This window comes from Halomonas sp. DP3Y7-2 (assembly GCF_019800795.1).
Taxonomy (GTDB): Bacteria; Pseudomonadota; Gammaproteobacteria; order Pseudomonadales; family Halomonadaceae; genus Halomonas; species Halomonas litopenaei_A.
The window spans coordinates 687,662-705,143 of record NZ_JAHVKJ010000010.1; the positions used below are offsets into that span (position 1 = coordinate 687,662).

The window sequence follows — 17,482 nt, forward strand, 5'->3', positions numbered from 1 at the left end:
AGGGGCGCATTCTGGGGCTTGCCGCTATGATGAAAAATCCATCCATTGCAAAATGACTGTTCACATTTTATGAACGATATCCCTTGGCGCTGGACGCGTGCCTTTCTGCTGGTCGCTGAGCACGGCAGTTTTACCGCGGCAGCCCATACTTCTGGCCAGTCCAAGGCGAACCTCAGCCAGCAGATCACCGAGCTGGAACGCGCGCTCAAGGTGCAGTTGCTTCACCGCACCACGCGCCGCTTGCGCCTCACCAGCGTGGGGGAGGGGTACTTCGAGCGCGCGACTCTGGCGTTTCAGCAGCTCGATGCGGCCACCGAGTGGGCCATGCAGTCGACGCGAGAACTCAAGGGCGTGATTCGAATGAACGCGGTGGGTGGTCTGGTAGGCGAAGAACTCATTGCACCGCTGGTGTTTCGGTTCCAGCAGGCGAATCCCGGGGTCGAAGTGGAGTTGGACTTCTCCAGCCTGCGGGTAGACCTGCTGACGAGCCGCTACGATCTGGTGATGCGCATGGGCGAGCTGGAAGACTCCACGCTGGTGGCCAGGCGGCTGCACCAGGTCTCCACGCGCTATGTGGCAAGTCCGGAGTTGCTTGAGCAACACGCACCTGTGCGCAGGCCCGAAGATTTGCAGGGGCTGCCGTTGATCTACGGGAGCGTTGATCACTGGTTATTGAAGCGGGGTAATCAGCAGCGGGTAGTGCACGCCCGCGGAGGCTTCAAGATCGTCAGTGGCCATGCCATGCGTCAAGCCGCGTTGTCTGGCCTTGGTGTCACCCGCTTGGTCGATGTCTACGTCGAGGCGGACATCGCCCGGGGTGACCTGGTCGAGGTATTACCTGATTGGTCTGATACGACTCCCTTGTCGCTGGTCTGCCCGCCCCATCGCTATCAGCTTGAGCGAGTGCGCGCGCTGATGAGCTGGTTGATCCAGGAGTTTACTGACGTGTACACCCGGGCCCTGCGCGAGGGGCTAGCAGCAAAGCGCGTGCGTTAGAGGGTTTTGATGGGCCTATGATGAGCATGAGGGGCTTGGCGAAGGGAGGGCTGTAGCGTCAGTCCCGATGTAGTCGCTGTTTAATTGGCTTTCTTCGTGTGCGTCTTTGCTTTTCCTTGCGTGTTCTCCTTTCGCCGTTCGTCGTTCTCCTTCCACCTCCATCTCCACCTCCACCTCCACCTTTTTCATCTCGACATCTCTGCGTCATGGGGAAGGGGAGCGATGGCAACAGCCGAATGTTGCGTCGGACACCTCTAGAACTTTGGTCTCGAGTATTGAAGAAGCACTGGATTGTGAAAAATACGGTGCTATTTTTCACTTGTGTGAATAAAAAGTTTATCTGATCACATTCCAGTCGCTTTGATCGTGCCGCGATAGAGCTGCGGAAATGTGATGACGTCAGCGGCTCGCTTGCGCCACCGCAGCGACCAGCAAGCGTGGGCACGCCTTGGCGCAGAGCGATTGAGCACTCAAGTCAAAGGAGTTTTCGATGACACAAGAATCGATAACGCATGTCGAAAGCATTCCACCCCCAGGCACTATTGGTCGCCTCTTTGGCCAATATGACCGCTCTCTGTTCTGGCCGGTGCTGCTGATCTACAGCCTGATCATGGCCTGTGCACTGCTATGGCCTGAGCGCATGGGGCAAGCATTGTCATCGACCAGGGATTTTTTGATTTTCAACTTTGGTTGGGGCTTTTTGCTGGGAATGGGCGGTGCCCTGCTGTTCTGTCTGTATCTGGTGATCAGTCCCTACGGAGACTTGAAACTTGGCGCGGATGATGAAGTCCCGGAGTTCTCATACAGCGCATGGATTTCGATGCTTTTCAGTTGCGGATTCGGTATTGGCTTCGTTTTCTTCAGTGTGGCCGAGCCGCTAACGCATCTTTATCAGTCTTCCCATGTCATCGATATGGGGGTTGCCGGAGAGTCGGCTGGAGTAGCTAAGGCCGTACAGTTGACGTTGCTTGATTGGGGCATGCATGGCTGGGCAGTATTTGCGATCGCGGCTTGGGCGATCGCTTTTCCGGCCTACCGCCTGGGCCTGCCGCTTACGGTGGCTACCGGTCTCTACGGCATTCTGGGAGAGCGCTGTAACACCAGCCTATGGGGTCGCTTGGCCAACGCACTGGGGATTATCGGCACCATCGGGGGCAATGCCACCATGATCGGTCTTGGTGTTGCATCCATCAACTATGGCCTATCGACCTTGTTCGGTTTGAATTTCGGCCCTATCGGGCAGGCGTTTGTAATGATCGCGGTCATTGTGGCCTACGTGATTTCTGCCGCCACCGGTGTGGAGCGGGGGATCAAACTGTTAAGTCAGGCGAATATGGTGATCGCCGGCTCTATCTTGCTGGTGCTGCTGTTCTTCGGCCATGCGCCGACCCAGTACTTGCTCAACCTCGGTACGCAACAAATTGGCGATTACTTTGGTGAAGTCTTTGCCCTGCAGTTCTGGAGCGATGCGGGCAACTTTGAACAGCGCGAATGGCTTGGCTGGTGGGTAGTGTTCTACTGGCTTTGGTATATCTCCTATATACCTTTCTGTGGCGGATTTATCGCCCGAATTTCGCGAGGACGAACGCTTAGAGAGTTCATTGTCGGTGTCATCCTTGTGCCGATGTTGCTGGCGATCGGATGGTTCAGTATCTGGGGTGGGTCTGCAGGTTATGTAGAAGTCACTGGCATAGCTCCGCTGTGGGAGGGAGTTCAGCAGAAGCCGGAATCTGGCATCTACGCCCTGCTTGAGACCATGAAAGGTGGCTGGTGGATGAGCTTGGCGGTGCTTTTCAATATTGTCATTTTCGCGGTTACGACATCTGATTCGGCTTCTTTCTTTGCTGCCATGCAGGTCGCCAATGGTGATGAAAATCCACGTGTTTCAATGCGCCTTCTCTGGGGTGTGGTGATTGGTCTTACTGGCATCATGTTCCAGCTTACAGGTGGATTCGATGCGATAAGGAGCTTGGCGATCGTCGTAGGCGCTCCTTTCTTCGTGGTCGGAATCGCTTACATGGTATCGGTCTATCGAATGCTTAAATCGGCTAAGAAAGGTGGCGTCAGTAATGACAGTATCGGCATCTTTCACCGGGGAATGGCGCCTTACCGACTCGGTGGTAAGCCGTCTCATAGCGATGCAGAAGAAGGAATATAAAAGTGGAGAAAGAGGCCAGTTTATTACGTGTTGATGTTCGCCTCGCTCACCTTTCGAAAAGGAGCGTCTGATGCCAGTGCTATCGCCATTTGATCCCAACTATGACCCGCTCAAGAACACTTCTCCCGGTGAAGGACGCGAGTACGCCCCAAGTTATTGGCGCCATCACGCCGGGCCTCCGCCCGAGGATGATGGCCCGGTGGATCGCGACATGGATGTCGACGTGGTGTTGATTGGCGCCGGTTTCACGGGCCTTGCCACCGCGCTCTTTCTCGCCCGTGAGTACGGTATCAAGGCCTCCGTGCTGGAAGCCAACCAGATTGGCTGGGGCTGTACCAGTCGTAATGGCGGGCAAGGACATCTTGCCTGGGGGAGGCTGAGTCGCAGCCAGTGGGTCAAGCGTTGGGGCGAGGACACTGCCCGACGCTTGCATGCCAACAGCCTGGAAGGGTTCGAGGTGTTCCAGTCAATGGCGGAGGATCCTGAGATCGACTGTGAACCCCAGAACCACGGTAACCTGCTGATCGCCCACAGTGCCAAGGCGCTGGATGGTTTGAAGGAAGAGTCGCGACTGTGCAATCGGCTCCTTGGCTACAGCACTCGGGTGCTTGGTCGCGATGACGTACTCGAGGGCTACATCGGCGACCAGGAGGCCCATGGGGCCATGCTGGAGCCGGTCGGCATTGCCGTGCAACCGCTCAAGTTGGCCTATGGCTACGCCCGGATGGCACGTCGATTGGGTGCCCGGATCCACACCGCAAGCCCGGTCGAGGGTTGGACAACGACAGATGGTGTACATCACCTCCAGACCCCTGGCGGAGTCATTCGCGCCCGGGCGGTAGGTATTGCAACCGCCGGGTATACCAGTCCCCAGCTGCATAAGGCAACTGCCTATCGCAACATGCCGATCATGGCCAACTCGGTATGGACCAGGACGTTGACCGATGACGAGATCGAGGCCTGCGGTTTTCGTTCCACCGTTCTGACCACCGATACCCGCAAGCTGCGCTATTACTATCGCTTCCTGCCGGAAAAGCGCCTTCAAATCGGAACGCGCAGCGCGATTAGTGGGGCTGATGCGCAGAACCCACGGCACCTGAAAGTGGTGCACGAGGCCATTGCCCGCAAGTTTCCCGCCATTGCCGGTATCGAGACACCCTGGTTCTCCCACGGCTGGATGGACATCTCCCACGACATGATGCCGCGAATCGTCAAGCCAGATCCGGGTCAGAGCGTTTTCTACGCCCAGGGCTACAGCGGCAACGGGGTCGCTTTTTCTGCCTACGCCTCAAAGAAGCTGGCGGCATTGATCGCGGGGCAAACCCTCAAGGAGGCGGATCTACCGATCTTCAGCACGCCCTTGCCCGGGCACCCGCTGAGGCCGGTGCGTCGCCTGGGCCAGCGAGCCCTCTACCGGTACTTCCAGGTTCTCGACAGCCTGCGCTAGGCATGGGCAGTCGAACGGGGGCGGCGGGCCTTGTCTCGCTGTCTCGATAGTGACGACCACAATGACAGGAGTGATGACGCATGACCATGATCACGAATGAGCAACTCGATCGCCTCTTCGCAGCCTTCAATGCCCACGATGGCGATGCAGTGATGCGCTATTTCGCAGACGATGTGGTCTTCGATACGGTGGCCGGCGACCAGGCCCATGGCACGCGAATCGAGGGGCGCGAGGCGGTCAAGGCCGCTTTTGAGAACACCTGGGGAACCATGCCTGACGTGCAGTGGATCAATGGCAGACACTATTTTGTCGAGGGCGCCAGCGGGTTTGTCGAGGGCGCCAGTGAACAGCAGATGATCGTGTCCGAGTCGACGTTTGTGGCCACCCAGCCCGATGGTAAGCGCGTGGAGGCAGACGGTATCGATCTGTTCACCGTGCGTGATGGCAAGATCACTCGCAAGCAGGCGTTTCGCAAGCAGCGGCCACCTTTCATCCCTCGGTGACGCCTCTCCTTCTTACCGTCGTCTGGTAGTCTAGGATGATCTAACCGATGGCGGAGCAAGCGATGGTCAGCAGTAGGGGGGCGTTCCATGGACGGTAACAGCAGTCGCGCGCCAGAGCAGGATGCCCTGCGGCTTGGCCAGCAGATTCGCGATCTGCGTAGGGCCCGCAAGATGACCTTGGCGACGCTGGCCGAGCGGATCAACCGCTCGGTCGGCTATTTGAGCCAGGTCGAGCGGGGCACGTCATCGCTGCCCATCGGCGTACTGCAGTCGATCAGCGATGTGTTGGGGGTTAGGGTGAGTTGGTTCTTTGATGCGGACGCTGACATAGCGGAGCAGGAGCGCGATGTGATTGTGCGTGCCAGCGCGCGGCGAGCCATGGAGTTCTCCGGTATCGGCGTCCGCGAGGAGCTGCTGTCCCCGCGCTTGAGCGGTCAGTTGATCCTGATCATGACGCGGCTGGAACCGGGGGGGAGCGGCGGAGAGGTGCCCAGGCAACGCAAAGGCGAGGAGGCCGGTTACGTCGAAGCCGGGCAGCTCGAACTCACCATCGGCGATCAGCAGCACCGGCTCGAGGCCGGTGACAGCTTCTCCATTACCGGCGACGAGCCCCACCTTATTCGCAACCCCGGTGACAGTGAGACCCGGGTTATCTGGGTGATGACCGGGGTGGAGTATTGAGAGGTGTTGGTGATGCCCGTCACTCTCGGCGTGTCGCTAGCTCGAGATAAGGAATGACGTGTCCTGCCCAGTGAGAGGCGCTAGCAGTCTAGAGCCTGCTATTCGCATGATTGTTACCGCCCCATCCATCCTCCATCGACCGTCATGACGCTGCCGTGCATATAGTCCGAGGCGCGGGAGGCGAGAAATACGACAGGTCCCTTGAAGTCATCGGGGCTGCCCCAGCGTCCAGCGGGGATTCGGGCCAGGATGTCTCGGGATCTGTCGGAATCTTCCCGCAGTGCCTGGGTGTTGTCGGTGGCAATATACCCGGGCGCGATGGCATTGACGTTCACGCCATGGGCCGCCCATTCATTGGCAAAGGCCTTGGTCAGCTGGGCAATGCCGCCCTTGCTGGCGGCGTATCCCGGTACCGTGATGCCGCCCTGAAACGACAGCAGTGAAGCAGTGAAGATGATCTTGCCGCTGCCCCTGTCGACCATGTGTCGACCGATCTCCCGGGTCAACACGAAAGGTGCACTTAGATTGATGTCGATCACCCGGTCCCACAGCGCGTCCGAGTGTTCATGGGCTGGCGCGCGCTCGATGGTGCCGGCGTTGTTGATCAGGATATCGATACGTCGCTCACCAAGTCCCTCCACCAGCGTCATCAGCGCCTTGCGGTCAGACAGGTCGCAGGCGATACCCTCGAAACGTCGTCCCAGCTTGCGCACCTGTTCACCCAGCTCGTCGCCATCGCTGGCCATGCTGGCGCTGATGCCGATGATATCGGCACCGGCTTCAGCCAAGGCCAGCGCCATGGCCGCGCCGATGCCTCTGCGAGCCCCTGTTACCAGCGCCGTCTGTCCAGTCAGGGAAAAGTGGCTAAGCATTGTCATCCTGTGTCTCCTTGAGCCTGGTGTATCCGTTGGTGGTGAAGAGCAGCTTCTCATCTCGACATGGTGAGGTGCCATCTGCGATCCATCCGTAGGGGGTGGGGAACAGACGTCGTGTCGACTCCACGGCCTGGGTTAATACAAATATTGCCTTGTTATACCTATGTCTAATCGCCAGGATGGCGTCGCTACCTGGCGTGCTATTTTTACGTAAAAAATGTTTTATTTCAGCGTTTTGGTGATTGATGTTGAAAGCGATGTAACATGCTTCTTGGCTCTGAAGAGGTGTGGGGATAGATAAGTTGTAAAAAGTTGTTTGAAAAGCGGCAGGGCGATTTCTATAGTGACCACGTCACTTACCGGCCCGGTGGGCCCAGAACAGGCGAAGCCCATGAGCATCATCAACGATTACCCCCACCCCGAGTTGTCCAGCCTGACCCGTGAGCGCCTGATGCGCGCGTCGACGGCATCGCTGCACACCTTGCTGCACAAGCGTGGCCTGAAAAATACCTACATCCAGAACGTCGGACGCATGAACACCGCCCCGGTCAAGATGGTGGGGCAGGCGTACACACTGCGCTATATCCCGGCCCGGGAAGATCTCGACACGGTCGCTGCGTTTCGTGATCCAGAGCATCCCCAGCGCCTGGCCGTCGAGACAGTGCCACCGGGGCGTGTTCTGGTGTCCGACTGCCGTCAGGATGCCAGCGCCGCCAGTGCCGGGAGCATCCTGCTGACCCGGTTGCAGGTGCGCGAGTGCGCGGGCTTTGTGTCCGACGCGGGAGTGCGTGACTCGGAGTACGCCGAGACCATGTCGATGCCGGTGTTCTGTACCAAGCCCAGTGCCCCGACCAACCTGACCAAGCACCATGCCGTGGACATCCAGCAGCCCATCGGCTGTGGCGGCGTCCCGGTCTACCCGGGCGATGTCCTGGTGGGTGATGGTGACGGCGTCATGGTCATTCCGCTGGAGCTGGCTGATGAAGTCGCAGAAGAGGCGGCAGGTATGGAGGCCTTCGAGGCCTACGTGCTTGAGAAAGTCAGCGCTGGGGCCAAGGTCATCGGCCTTTACCCGCCCAACGAGCAGGCCCAGGAGGAGTATCAGGCCTACCTGCGTCAGCAGCAGTCGCGTTGAGGTTGCAGCACTGATGCAGCCGCGCTGACGCCTCACTGCAACACGATGACTGGTCACTTCCAGTGGCCACTCACTCGACTATCACAATCAATAATGAAAGGAGCCGCCATGACTGCTCACACCTTGCTCTCGACTCGCCAGTGGTCACGCCTTGCTTCCGTCACGACCGGGGGTACCCTGGCAAGTGTTCTCCTGGCTGCCGCAGTCGCCGTGCCTGTGGCCCAGGCCGACTTCCCCCAGCGCGACGTGCGAATGATCGTGCCGTGGCCGGCGGGAGGTGGTGCCGATGCTATCTCGCGCAAGATCAGTAATCTGGCCGAGCAGGCGCTGCCGACCTCTGTCTACGTCGAGAATATCGGTGGTGCTGTCACCGCGACCGGCCTGATGCAGTTGGCCAAGGCGCGTCCTGATGGCCACACCATCGGAGTGCTGACCTACGATAGCGTGGTGACCTTGCCGCGGGGCAATATGGTCCCGGGCTACTCGCTGGATAAGCTTGAACCCTTCGCCCGTGTGACCCAGGAGGCCGATGCCATCGTGGTGTCGAAGCAGTCTGGTTACGGCTCCTACGAAGAGCTGATCGAGGCGGCCCGAGCGAACCCCGGTACTGTGCGCATTGGTGTAGCGCCGGAAGGATCTGGCCCTTACCTGGCGGTGCGCCGACTGGAGGCCGCGACGGGGGTGAGCTTCAACGTGATCTCCTATCCGGGATCCTCCACTGCGGAGGCCGAAGCCCTGTTGTCCGGAGAAATCGACGGAGCGATTTCGAGCCTGGGAGACTTCTCCGGCATCCTGTCCTCCGGCGACGCGCTGGGTGTGGTCGAACTGTCCGGTTCACAGAATCCTGCGTACCCGGAGGTCCCGCCGATATCCGAGTTTGGCATCGAGCTTGAGACCGGCAGTTTCATTGTCCTGGCGGCCCCCGCGAATACACCCGAGGACGTGATCGACACGCTGGAGTCCGCCTATCAGGACGCCTACGAAAGTGATGAGTTCCAGCAGTGGGTCACCAGCATTGGAGTGACGCCAGGGTGGCTGGGCAGCGAGGAGGTCGACGACTGGATCGCCAGCTACCAGCAGAGAACCTTTGCCGCGATGGATGAGCTGAACCTGTAAGACTGACGCGAAGGTCGCCAGCATCTGGCGATCTTCGCCGATCGCCACCCACGGAAACGGAGCGGAGGACCTTAGGAAGCGCTGAATACATCAGCCGAGCGCAATGAGATGCTAGGCGCCCGCAGCGCAGAACCCGGAGCCTATGCGGTATAGGTGAGGAGTTCGAGCAGCGCGCAACGCAGCGACTCGTCCGCGCAGGCATTTATGCAGTGTTTCCCTTACGTCGCTGTCCGTTTCCGTTCCTACCCAATGATCATTGTGTGGTCGGCTCCTGGTTGCGGGGGCCGAGAGAGGTTCCCTATGTCCCGATTTTCTGTCCCCACGATGGCGCGTGCACTGGGCACCGGCGCCGCCTGCTTTCATGGTGTCCTGGCGCTGATGTCGCTCGGTTACCTCATCGTCACCTTGACCATGGGGCCACCGCTGCAAAACGGCAAGCTGACGCCGTCCTTCTTTCCTTTACTGATAGGTGCGCTGGCGAGCGTGCTGTGCCTGTTGCAATGGCGTTCTGCGGTTCACGAGAACCTTGCAGCGACAGCCTCGGACGCATCGCAAGCGACGGTGCAAGCGCGGGCACATCGCTTTTCGCCTGAGCTTCTGTTGATGCTCGCAACGCTGGTGTATGTCCTGGCCTTTCAGGGGATTGGATACCTGCTGTCTACCCTGATCTACGTGCTGACGGTGATGATGCTGTTCTCTGGCGTCGATAGGTGGCTGTCGAAGGTAGCGATCGCCATGGCCATCACCGGGGTGGGCTACCTGCTGTTCCAGCAGATCTTCAATGTACGTCTACCGGCGCTATGGGGGTGAGCCATGGATTTTCTGACACAAGTGGTAGCGAGCTTTGCTCTGCTGCTCAACCCCACCGTAATGTTCTACGTGGTGGCCGGCTTTCTGATCGGCACTGTGTTTTCGGCGATTCCAGGACTCACCGCCACCCTGGCGTTGGCGCTGCTGCTGCCGCTGACCTATAGCCTTGACGTGACCACCGCGCTGATGGCCTGTGCCAGCATTTATATGGCCGGCATGTGCGGCGGCAGTATCACCGCCACTACCATCAATATTCCCGGTGCTCCCTCGTCGATGATGACCGCCCTGGAAGGCTATCCCATGCAGCAGCGGGGCGAAGGGCCTCTGGCGCTGGGGCATGCCTCCTTCGCCTCGATGATCGGGGGCGTCTTCGGAGCGGTACTGCTGGTGCTGCTGGCGCCCTTGATCGCTGACCTGTCGCTGCTGGTGCAGACCACTGGCAAGTGCGCGCTGATCCTGTTTGCGCTGATCGTGATTGTCATTGCCCAGCGGGGCAACGTCCGCCGTGCCGGCATTGCCGCGTGCCTCGGGTTGATGTTGGCGACGGTGGGGCTCGATGCCATGGTGCCGGTGGCCAGGTTCAGCTTTGGTAGCGGTGACCTGGCGGCAGGTATCGATCTGATGCCCGTCATTATCGGCACCTTTGCTATCAGTGAGCTACTGACACAGTTGGCCGAGAACGACAAGGCCTTGAGTATTCGTGAGAAGTTGAAGGGGGTGGCAAAGATTCGCCGTCGCGACTTCATCCCTTCGCGCTCGGCGATTCGTCGTATCGGCGCCGCCTGCTACCTGAAATCCTCGACCATCGGCTACCTGGTCGGCACCCTGCCCGGCGCAGGTGGCTCCATGGGCGGCTTTCTGGCCTACGTGGAAGCGGTACGTACCTCGAAAGAGCCTGACACTTTCGGCAAGGGCAATCCCCAGGGAATTGCCGCAGCGGAAAGCGCCAACAATGCGGTGTGTGGCGGTGCCCTGGTGCCGATGCTGACCTTCGGTATACCGGGTGATCCGATTACCGCGATCGTGCTTGGCGTGCTAGTGATCAACGGCATCCAGCCCGGACCCCAGTTGATGGAGTCCCAGGCCGGGTTAATCGCCCCGATGCTGGCGGCCCTGATCTTCAGCGCCTTGATCCTGATTCCGTTGACGATGTACCTGCTGGGTCCGTACTTCATCCGTATTGTGCGCATTCGCCGCGACGTGCTGTTCGGCTCGATCGCCATGCTGGCAGTGGTGGGCAGCTATGTGGCCACTTACTCCACCTTCCAGATGATGATGACCCTGATCATGGGGGTGCTGGCCTTCTATCTGCGCAAGCACGGCTACCCGGTGGTAACCCTGCTGCTGGGTTTCATTCTCGGCCCAGGCCTGGAAGAGTACCTGCGGCGTGCGCTGACGTTGTCCAATGGCGACCTGACGGTGTTTGTGACCCAGCCTGATAGCCTGTTCTTCTTGGTGCTGACCGGCGTCTTTGTCTACTTCCTGGCAATCCGCAAGCCAGTACAGCTCAAACGTCGCGAAAGCACCGGCTGAGGGCGGCGATACCTGGCATACCTTCGCGCCTGATCCTGTCACGTCGACGGGGTCAGGCGTTTTGTTGCACGACCCCGAAGGCACGGCCGTGTCTGAATCAACTCGCCTTTGGGGGGGAGAGAGAAGGGGCCATGGGCCGCCAGGCACCGATGACCGCTATCAACAAGAAGGCCCTCGCCGGTGGCGAGGGCCTTCTTGTCTTCGTGGTGGCGGTCTTCTCTTGGGTCCCGCGACCCTGGCAAGCGTGGCGGCTAGGCCGGTCTTTCGAAAGGCCTAGCCCTGGCGCTTGCCGTTGACCTGGCGTGGCAGGCCCAGCGGGTTGTCGGCCTTGAGACTGTCCGGCGCCAGCGCCTCGGGCAGCGCCTGATAGCACACCGGGCGCAAGAAACGCTGGATAGCGGCACTGCCCACCGAGGTGGTGCGCGTGTCGGAGGTCGCGGGCCAGGGGCCGCCATGGACCATGGTGTGACACACCTCGACGCCGGTGGGCCAGCCGTTGAACAGGATGCGGCCAGCGCGGCGTTCGAGCAGTGGCAGTAACCGCTCGGCTAGCGCATGGTCGGCCTGGTCCAGGTGGACTGTGGCGGTTAGCTGGCCCTCCAGGGCACTCAGCACCTGCGTCATCTGTTCTACCGACGCACATTCGACGATCAGTGCGCAGGCGCCGAACACCTCGTCGTGCAGAGCGTCATTGCCGATGAACGCGCTGGCGCTGGTGCGGAAAAGGTGCGGCTGGCAGGGACAGGCGAGGTGCCCGGTATCCTTGCCCTTGGCGACCAGGGCAACGTCCGGCTGATCGGCGAGTTGGGCTACGCCCTGCTGGTAGGCGGCGTGAATGCCAGGAGTCAGCATCAACTGGGGCCCCACCTCTCTGACCGCCTTGCCGGCCTGGTCGACAAAGCGTTCCAGGGCATGGCCGGACAGTGCCAGGATCAGGCCCGGGTTGGTGCAGAACTGCCCGGCTCCCATGGTCAGAGAAGCGACGAAGGCCTCACCCAGATCCTCAGCCGCCGTTTCCAGCTGGTGTGGCAACAGCAAAACAGGGTTGATGCTGCTCATCTCGGCGTAAACCGGGATCGGCTGCGGGCGCGCCTGGGCGGTGCGAAGTAGCGCAGTACCCCCAGTGCGTGAGCCGGTGAAGCCAACCGCCTGGATGCGTGGGTCTCGCACCAGGCCCTGACCGAGTTCGCGGCCGCTGCCGTAAAGCAGCGAGAAGACTCCTTCGGGCATGTCGCACTCCCGCGCGGCTTGCTGAACGGCACGTCCGACCAGCTCCGAGGTGCCAGGATGAGCGGAGTGAGCCTTGACGATCACCGGACAGCCCGCTGCGAGGGCAGAAGCGGTGTCGCCTCCTGCCACTGAGAATGCCAGCGGGAAGTTACTGGCGCCAAATACCGCCACGGGACCCACTGGCACCTGCTGCTGAGCCAGCGCTGGGCGTGGCATGGGCGTGCGTTCAGGAAGGGCATCCTCCACGCGCACGCCCAGGAATTCGCCACTGCGCAGCACCTCGGCGAACAGCCGGAGCTGCCCGCAGGTGCGGCCGCGCTCGCCTTCCAGTCGGGCCTTGGGCAGGCCGGTCTCGGCCATGGCGCGCTCGGTCAGAGCATCACCCAGGGCATCGATGTGGTCGGCGATGGTGTCCAGAAAGCGGGCTCGATCACCAAGTGGTAGCTGTCGGTATGGCAGGAAGGCATCTTCCGCCAGCTGGCAAGCTCGCTCGATCTCGGCGGCCCCCGCGCTGGGGTAGGTGGGTGACAGCATGTCTCCCGAGGCGGGATTGATGGCGGCGATACCGCGTTCGCCAACATCGCCTGCCAACGACCGGAAGCCGATCAACTGGTGTCCTTCAAGTGTCATGACCATCTCCTGTTCGAAGGGGCGCTCAGGGGCACATCTGGCCGCCGTTGACGTCGATCACCTGGCCAGTGATGTAACCGCTGGCGGCGTGGGAGGCCAGGAACAGGAACGACGGCGCCACTTCCTCGGAGGTGCCGACACGACCCATGGCGATAGTGGAGGCGATTTTTGCCATCAGTTCGGGGCTCTTGTCGGCGTGGAAGGCGGTGTCGATAGTGCCCGGTGCGACGATGTTGAAGCGCACCTTGTCCTTGGTGAATTCCTTGACCCAGTTGCGGTGGAGGTTATGCAGCATGGCCTTGGAGCCGCCGTACAGAGAGGCGCCCAGGCCGCCGCCTTCGCGTCCGGCGATGGATCCGGTGCTGATGACGCTGGCGGTCTCTCCGCGCTTCTCGGCAGAGGCCTTCAGGTGCGGCATGGCGAAGCGGGTGGTCATGATCACCGAACGCAGGTTCAGGTCCATGACCAGGTTGAAATCGTCGTCTTCAAGGGACTCGAGACCCTTGCGTACACCCAGGCCGCCGGCGTTGTTGACCAGCACGTCGAGGCTGCCGAACTGCTCGACGAATTCGTTGACCAGGGTCTCGCACTCGCCGCTCTTGGTCAGGTCGCGCTCATAGTAGGCGAAGCGCGCACCTTCAGACTCCAGCTGGGCAATCAGCTCCTCGGCGGCGGCGTCCTTCTGGCTGCTGTTGATGCCGACGATGGCACCTTCGCGAGCGAAGGCGACGGCGGCGGCGCGCCCGATGCCCTTGGTGGAGCCGGTGATAAGGACGGTCTTGTCGTTGAGGTCGGCGAACATGAAATGCTCCTGAACTAAGCGGGCCTACGACAGGCCGCATCATGGGATGGTTCGGTGCGGGGAGGGCGCAGGGCGCCACCCTCGATGTTGTGCAGCCAACCTTAGCCCAGAGTCTTATGGTCTTCAAACAAATAAGAACAAGTAGGGCTCGTACTTTGGTCTTGTTGGGGTGGTGAGTGGAGAGGTTAAGTGCTGTGTCAGGCTTGCGATGTGTTTTGTTTGTGATTGTTCAAAATACTGTTTTGTAACATTTTCATTCGATTTCGTGTGCGGGTTTTTAAGCGCTTTTGCGTCTAGATGATGCGTCTGTCCTGTTCCCGTTAGCATAAAGTATAAGTTGTAATAACTTGTCTGTTTTACGGTCCGAGGGCACTCTTGCAAGCGTTCATTCCGGTGCCGAGCAAATGCGTTGACGCCGGAGCTTCCGACGCTAGCTGACAAGAGAGATAACCCATGCGAACGCTTCCACGCCTGCTATGTGCTTCCCTGCTGGTGGCGACCTCCTCGGTCGCGGTCGGTGACGACTATCCCACCAAGCCGATCACCCTGATTGTGCCCTGGTCTGCCGGCGGCGGCACCGACGCCGTGGGTCGACAGTTCGCTGCCGGGCTGCAGCAGGAGCTGGGGCAACCGGTCAATGTGGTCAACCGCACCGGCGGCTCCGGTGTGGTCGGTCACATGGCGATGAAGATGGCGCGTCCGGACGGCTACACCCTCGGCCTGGGTACCGCTGAGATCGCTACCTATCGGCACATCGGCACCGCGGATCTGTCCTACGAAGACTTTACCCCGATCGCGCTGCTCAACCTCGACTACGCCGCCTTTACCGTCAACGCCGAGGCGCCCTGGCAGAACCTGGAAGAGGCGCTGGCGGATCTGGCCGAGTCACCCAACGAGTACACCGTGTCGGGCTCCGCGCCGGGTGCCGCCTACCACCTGTCCTTTGCCGGCTTCCTTGATCAGCAAGGCATCGATCCCAACACCGTCAACCTGGTGCCCAGTGAGGGGGCGGCGCCAGGTCTGCAGGAGCTGGCTGCGGGCGGTGTCGATATTGTCTTCTCGTCGCTGCCGGAAACGGAGTCCATGCGTGAGTCTGATCGTGTGCGCACGCTGGCGGTGCTATCCAGCGAGCGTGAGAACGCCTTCCCCGATATTCCCGCCGCTGGCGAGGTGACCGGCGATGACTGGTCCCACGGTTCCTGGCGTGGCCTGGTCGGCCCCGAGGGGCTGCCAGAAGACGTCACCGAGCGCCTGCTGAGCGCGGCTGAGGCCGTGTGGAACTCCGAGGACTTCCAGGCGTTCATGGAAGGCCGCGGTTTCGGTGCGGTATGGGAAGGACCGGAAGGCTTCGAGGCGTTCATGGCCGAACAGGACGCCAACAACGCATCCATCATCGACAAGCTGGGCCTGGCCCAGTGATCGACCTTCGGTCTTCACCTGCTGATGGTGGGTGGGGACCGTCAGTGACACTTTGTAGAAGCGCCGCTTGGGCGGCGCCTCTCCGCTGATGCGTCTGCATCAAGGAGACATGTCTCATGCGTACCAGTGATGCAATATCAGGAACCATGGCGGCGGCCTTGGGGGCTGCCCTCATCGTGGCTTCTGCCGATTTGAGCCCATTGCCGCGGCAGGTCTACGGCGCCGGGACCTTTCCCAAGGTGGTCGGCGGGCTGTTGTTGCTGATGGGGGGGCTGCTGATCCTCAAGGGCTTGCGACAGCGCCAGGCCTTGGTGCGCTGGTCGGGCAAGGTGGCCGGGCGCCCCTTCCTGCTGGCGCTCGGTGCGGTGGTGGCGAGCGTCATTGCCTATGTGCTGCTGACTCCGGTGCTCGGCTTTCCGGTGGTGGCGGTGACGCTGTTGACGCTGCTGTTCCGGATGTATCACCGCCGCGGCTGGGGCCGCGCGCTGCTGATCGCGGTGATGGCGACGGCAGTGATCTGGATGCTGTTCGCCCAGGTGCTGCACGTCCCCCTGGCTCCCGGACTGCTTGAACAGGTGCTCTACTGATGAACGAATTACTGCAAGCTGCCTCCATGGTGCTCGACGCCGAGGTGATCCTGGTGATCATCGCGGCCTCCCTGTTCGGGCTGTTCATGGGCGCTATTCCTGGTCTTACCGCGACCATGGCGACCGCCTTGCTGGTGCCGGTGACCTTTTTCATGGAGCCGCTGCCGGCGATCGCCGCCATCGTCTCAGCCACCGCCATGGCCATCGTCGCGGGTGATATACCTGGGGCGCTGCTGAGGATGCCGGGTACGCCGGCGTCTGCGGTCTATGCCGACGAGGCCTATCTTCTGGGCAAGAAGGGCAAGTTGGGGCTTGCCCTCGGCATCAACGTCACCTGCTCGATGCTGGGTGGCATTATTGGCGTAGCGGTGCTTGCCCTGTTTGCCCCGCGGATCGCTGAATTTGCGCTGCAATTCACCAGTGACGAGTATTTCTGGCTGGCCTTGTTGGGGCTGTCCTGCGCCATCCTGGTGGCCGGTGGCGATCCGCTCAAGGGCGCTATTTCGATGCTGATCGGCCTGTCTCTGGCGATGGTCGGCATGGACAGCGTGTCCGGCCAGATGCGCTTCACCATGGGCAGCTATGACCTGCTTGCCGGTATCTCGTTGCTGCCGGTGCTGATTGGTTTGTTTGCCATTACTGAACTGCTGCGCAGCCTGCCTGGGGCGGGACAGAGCGCCGCCAACGTGGAAACGCCCAAGGGCAAGCTGCTGGACGGCGTTGCCGGGACAACCTGGCGCTACAAGGGGGGCGTTGCCCGAGGGGGCCTGCTTGGCACCATGATCGGGGCGCTGCCCGGCGCCGGCGCCGATATCGCGTCCTGGATCAGTTATGCCATCAGCCGCAAGCTGTCCCGTGAGCCACAGAAGTACGGTACCGGTCATCCAGAGGGGTTGGTCTCGGCCAGCGCCGCCAACAACGCGGCCCTGTCCGGCGCCTATATCCCGGCGCTGGTGTTCGGCATTCCCGGGGATACCGTCACCGCTATCATCATCGGCGTGCTGACCACCAAGGGCATCACCCCGGGCCCGGACGTCTTCACCGAGCAGGGTGCCCTGGTCAACGCCATCTTCATGGTGTTCGTGCTGGCCAATCTGCTGCTGCTGCCGCTGGGGCTGATGGCGATCAAGGGGGCCGGCAGGTTGCTGGCGGTGCCCACAGGGGTTCTCTACCCATTGATCCTGATGTTTTGTATCGTGGGTGCCTTCTCTGCCAACAACAGCATGTTCGACGTCTGGATCATGCTCGGCCTGGGGCTGGTCGGGGTCTTCCTGATGGAGAACGACTTCCCGCTGGGTCCGCTGATTCTAGCCTTTATCCTCGGTCCCATCATCGAGAGCAACTTCATGCGCTCGATCCTCAAGTCCGACGGCGACCTGATGGCCTTCGTCGACCGGCCCATCGCCATGGTGCTGGCGGGGCTGGCGATTCTGACCTGGACCCTGATCATTGCCAACGGCATCTGGAAGGGGCGTCAGGCTAGCAGGCCCGGCAAGGCCAAGACGGTGGCCTGAGCGGGAAAATGCGCCAGTGTTGGGGCAAGGAACGGCGAAAGGCGGC

General features: G+C 60.9%; 15 protein-coding genes. 12 read left to right on the forward strand and 3 right to left on the reverse strand.

The features are described 5' to 3' along the window. Positions 1–69 precede the first annotated feature (69 nt). The 5 genes from KUV45_RS15425 to KUV45_RS15445 all read left to right on the forward strand — a co-directional run bounded on the left by KUV45_RS15425 (position 70) and on the right by KUV45_RS15445 (position 5,785). Complete coding sequence (locus KUV45_RS15425; RefSeq protein WP_222162060.1) at positions 70–996, forward strand: LysR family transcriptional regulator; 927 nt, start codon at positions 70–72, stop codon at positions 994–996. A gap of 490 nt (positions 997–1,486) precedes the next feature. Further along, positions 1,487–3,154, forward strand: coding sequence for a BCCT family transporter (locus KUV45_RS15430; RefSeq protein ID WP_222162061.1), 1,668 nt, complete (start codon positions 1,487–1,489; stop codon positions 3,152–3,154). Between the two features lie 70 nt (positions 3,155–3,224). After that, entirely contained in the window at positions 3,225–4,601 is a 1,377-nt protein-coding gene (locus KUV45_RS15435; RefSeq protein WP_222162062.1) for an FAD-binding oxidoreductase, read from the forward strand. 80 nt (positions 4,602–4,681) lie between these two features. Further along, positions 4,682–5,104, forward strand: a complete 423-nt coding sequence (locus tag KUV45_RS15440) for a nuclear transport factor 2 family protein (protein ID WP_222162063.1) — start codon at positions 4,682–4,684, stop codon at positions 5,102–5,104. 87 nt (positions 5,105–5,191) lie between these two features. Continuing rightward, complete coding sequence (locus KUV45_RS15445) at positions 5,192–5,785, forward strand: helix-turn-helix domain-containing protein (RefSeq protein WP_222162064.1); 594 nt, start codon at positions 5,192–5,194, stop codon at positions 5,783–5,785. A gap of 113 nt (positions 5,786–5,898) precedes the next feature. Here KUV45_RS15445 and KUV45_RS15450 read toward each other — a convergent pair whose 3' ends face one another. Further along, positions 5,899–6,663 carry an SDR family NAD(P)-dependent oxidoreductase gene (locus tag KUV45_RS15450; protein WP_308126716.1) on the reverse strand — a complete coding sequence of 255 codons (765 nt, stop codon included), beginning with the start codon at positions 6,661–6,663 and terminating at the stop codon, positions 5,899–5,901. 388 nt (positions 6,664–7,051) lie between these two features. Between KUV45_RS15450 and KUV45_RS15455 the strand changes: the two genes are divergently transcribed. The 4 genes from KUV45_RS15455 (at position 7,052) to KUV45_RS15470 (ending at position 11,254) form a co-directional block, all read left to right on the forward strand. Beyond that, positions 7,052–7,795: a ribonuclease activity regulator RraA gene (locus KUV45_RS15455; protein ID WP_222162065.1), complete on the forward strand. Its 744-nt coding sequence runs from the start codon at positions 7,052–7,054 to the stop codon at positions 7,793–7,795. Positions 7,796–7,903: 108 nt separating this feature from the next. Beyond that, positions 7,904–8,911, forward strand: a complete 1,008-nt coding sequence (locus KUV45_RS15460; protein WP_222162066.1) for a tripartite tricarboxylate transporter substrate binding protein — start codon at positions 7,904–7,906, stop codon at positions 8,909–8,911. A gap of 300 nt (positions 8,912–9,211) precedes the next feature. After that, a complete protein-coding gene (locus tag KUV45_RS15465) occupies positions 9,212–9,721 on the forward strand; it encodes a tripartite tricarboxylate transporter TctB family protein (RefSeq protein WP_222162067.1) in 510 nt (169 codons plus the stop codon). Between the two features lie 3 nt (positions 9,722–9,724). After that, a complete protein-coding gene (locus KUV45_RS15470) occupies positions 9,725–11,254 on the forward strand; it encodes a tripartite tricarboxylate transporter permease (RefSeq protein ID WP_222162068.1) in 1,530 nt (509 codons plus the stop codon). Positions 11,255–11,527: 273 nt separating this feature from the next. Here KUV45_RS15470 and KUV45_RS15475 read toward each other — a convergent pair whose 3' ends face one another. Together KUV45_RS15475 and KUV45_RS15480 are read right to left on the reverse strand one after the other, a co-directional pair. Then, positions 11,528–13,114: an aldehyde dehydrogenase (NADP(+)) gene (locus KUV45_RS15475; RefSeq protein WP_222162069.1), complete on the reverse strand. Its 1,587-nt coding sequence runs from the start codon at positions 13,112–13,114 to the stop codon at positions 11,528–11,530. Between the two features lie 25 nt (positions 13,115–13,139). Then, a complete protein-coding gene (locus KUV45_RS15480) occupies positions 13,140–13,916 on the reverse strand; it encodes an SDR family NAD(P)-dependent oxidoreductase (RefSeq protein ID WP_222162070.1) in 777 nt (258 codons plus the stop codon). A 453-nt stretch (positions 13,917–14,369) separates the two neighbouring features. Here KUV45_RS15480 and KUV45_RS15485 point away from each other — a divergent pair, with 453 nt between their 5' ends. The 3 genes from KUV45_RS15485 to KUV45_RS15495 all read left to right on the forward strand — a co-directional run bounded on the left by KUV45_RS15485 (position 14,370) and on the right by KUV45_RS15495 (position 17,436). Beyond that, the gene (locus KUV45_RS15485) at positions 14,370–15,335 is read left to right on the forward strand and encodes a tripartite tricarboxylate transporter substrate binding protein (protein WP_222162071.1); all 966 of its coding nucleotides are present in this window, start codon (positions 14,370–14,372) and stop codon (positions 15,333–15,335) included. Positions 15,336–15,451: 116 nt separating this feature from the next. After that, positions 15,452–15,922 carry a tripartite tricarboxylate transporter TctB family protein gene (locus KUV45_RS15490; RefSeq protein WP_222162072.1) on the forward strand — a complete coding sequence of 157 codons (471 nt, stop codon included), beginning with the start codon at positions 15,452–15,454 and terminating at the stop codon, positions 15,920–15,922. Continuing rightward, positions 15,922–17,436, forward strand: coding sequence for a tripartite tricarboxylate transporter permease (locus tag KUV45_RS15495; RefSeq protein ID WP_224851774.1), 1,515 nt, complete (start codon positions 15,922–15,924; stop codon positions 17,434–17,436). The genes KUV45_RS15490 and KUV45_RS15495 overlap by 1 nt, the downstream gene beginning before the upstream one ends. Positions 17,437–17,482: the final 46 nt, after the last annotated feature.